Raw genomic sequence first — 2,246 nt, forward strand, 5'->3', positions numbered from 1 at the left:
ATCAAGCACTACGGTAAAACAGACCGTGCTATCTAGTATAACCGCCAAAGAGTTAAACATAGAAGTAGGAGCTAATACCGATCTAAAAGGTTCACTAATAGCTGCAGGCTACTATGATGAGAGCGGAAATTTCATAGATAACGGCAAGCTTAGATTAAAAACAGATACCCTAACATTCTCAAATTTAAGCAACACCAGATACGACAAATCAAATTCTTTAAGCATAGGAACGAATTATGCTCTTAAGGATCCGCAACAAGAAGGAGAAAGCAAGCATAGCGACAGCCAAGCTAGTGATAGCAAGAACGCTCAATCTAAAGAGAGCAAGAACGCTGAAGCTAAAGAGAACGATAGATTAAAACAAGACGACTTGAGCGCCGAGCATATTCAAAATACGATTAAGTCCATAAAAGAAAAGGTAGCCAAGGAAGATAGTAAAAATTTCAGCTCATCAAGCGTATCGCTAAGCAGGTCGCATTCGGTACGATTAGATAAAACTTTAGCTACCGTAGGATGCGGCAATCTAATAATCAATAATGAAGCCGGCTCGGATGAACTAAGCAGACTAAATAGAGATACGGCTAAGATACAAAAAGATATCGTAAATAGTAATTTGTACTCATCCGCAAAGGCTGATATAGATCATAGATTTTTTAGCCAGGACGGAAGAGATCAAATCAAAAAAGAGCTTCTACTTCTTACGGATGCGTTGTCAAACCATATGCCGAGTAAGAATTCAAAAAACGCTTTTGAAAGAACCGTTGCAAAAGGGTTAAATTTCTTAGGCACCTGCTCTTTGGGTTTAATCCCTAGCGAAGAGAATAACGTAGGTTTGTTGGCTAACATAGGGGCGATAATAACGGGCGATCCTAAATTTAAGATACTAGGTAATCCAAAATCAAAGAGGGCTTTTGTTAATGGAATTTTGACAGATAAAGATAATGCAAAAGAGCAGGCTCGTTATATGGTAGGCGAAGATTATAAGGTCTTATATAATCCAAGCAGGGGATTCTTGCCCGATCTTTTAGAAAGTCTGGCGGATATGCTACCGTTTACTACAGGAATTGCGAAACAGGTGGGGTATGAGATGCAAAATAACAAGGATGTTCGTTACGTGGGATTTTCGCAGGGAAGTCTTATAACAAATTCTGCTAAAAAATATGAAAATTTAGACGGTAAAAATATGGTATTTGTAGGCACCCCATTCTTTACAAATCCCGATGGTGGAGTAGTCATAAATAGTAGCTTGGATCCGCTGCATAATCCGTTTCTTGTCTTCCATCCGAAGAGCTGGATAGAAAGATATTATGGCGAGGGGAAGGCGCGCCCTATATTATACGAGCATATTTGGAGTCCGCATTATAATGGTGTTATAAATAGAATTCCGATAGAGGAGCAAAAATAAGATGAGAATTTTGACATTAGCATTAGCCATAATTTGGATGGCAATATTTAGCGGCTGCATGAATCCGATACCTAATAAATTTTTAACAAGCAATAATTATGGATTTATTAGTCAGTGTGCAGGCATTTTCGATTTCGGAGTGGATTATGAAATCGATGATAGTAAAATCTATATCTTTAAAGAAAATACACGCCATATAATTTATATTAAAACGGAGCAAAATTTTATACCTACGCAGATAGGTGCAGGGTTGGCGGGTATTGTCCCTATCGAAAGCTGTAACGATAAATGGTGTAAAATTTATTATCCCTGCGATGAAACGGAGTATTTTGTAAAGAAAGACGATATAGAAAAATGGTATTAATTTTATACTTGAAAGGAGAGTTGTGAAATATTTTATATCTTTTATATTGTTATTATTCTTTTGCGGGTGTAAGCCGTATTTTATGAAATATGCCGCCAAATGCGCCGGCGCCGATGATAAATCCGCTCAAAAGAATATGTATTGGTTTAAGGATAGGCATAAATATAGTTATTTTTATGAGGGAGAATATAGAACCTATGCATCCAAAAATGAAAATGATGTTTTGGCAAGACCCGATTATCCTATATTTGTAATTAGCCACTGCGATGATAAGTGGTGCGAGGTCGTTGAGAAAAGTGCAGCGATATAAAAGTATTTGTAAAAAAGAGCGATATAATACCATACAAAAGATGAGGCGCCGCCTTAAGGTATAAATTTCAATACGCGCAGAGTATCCAAGCGAGCATAACGTAAATTTAAAGCGGGTTGAGAAAGCAAATAAAACAAGAAGGATTCAAAAATGAAAAGCGTAAAAGG

Annotated in this window: 2 protein-coding genes and 1 pseudogene; all 3 read left to right on the plus strand. The window is 37.1% G+C overall.

The genetic code is table 11. From position 1 onward, the window contains the following. Positions 1-1,405, plus strand: a pseudogene (locus Q0135_RS03130) (hypothetical protein); the annotation flags it as partial. A 1-nt stretch (position 1,406) separates the two neighbouring features. Beyond that, a complete protein-coding gene (locus Q0135_RS03135; RefSeq protein WP_297988155.1) occupies positions 1,407-1,769 on the plus strand; it encodes a hypothetical protein in 363 nt (120 codons plus the stop codon). Positions 1,770-1,791: 22 nt separating this feature from the next. After that, positions 1,792-2,079 (plus strand): hypothetical protein, encoded by a 288-nt coding sequence (locus Q0135_RS03140; RefSeq protein ID WP_297988157.1) that lies wholly within the window; start codon positions 1,792-1,794, stop codon positions 2,077-2,079. Positions 2,080-2,246 lie beyond the last annotated feature (167 nt).

It is taken from the genome of uncultured Campylobacter sp. (assembly GCF_937981295.1).
Lineage (GTDB): Bacteria > Campylobacterota > Campylobacteria > Campylobacterales > Campylobacteraceae > Campylobacter_B.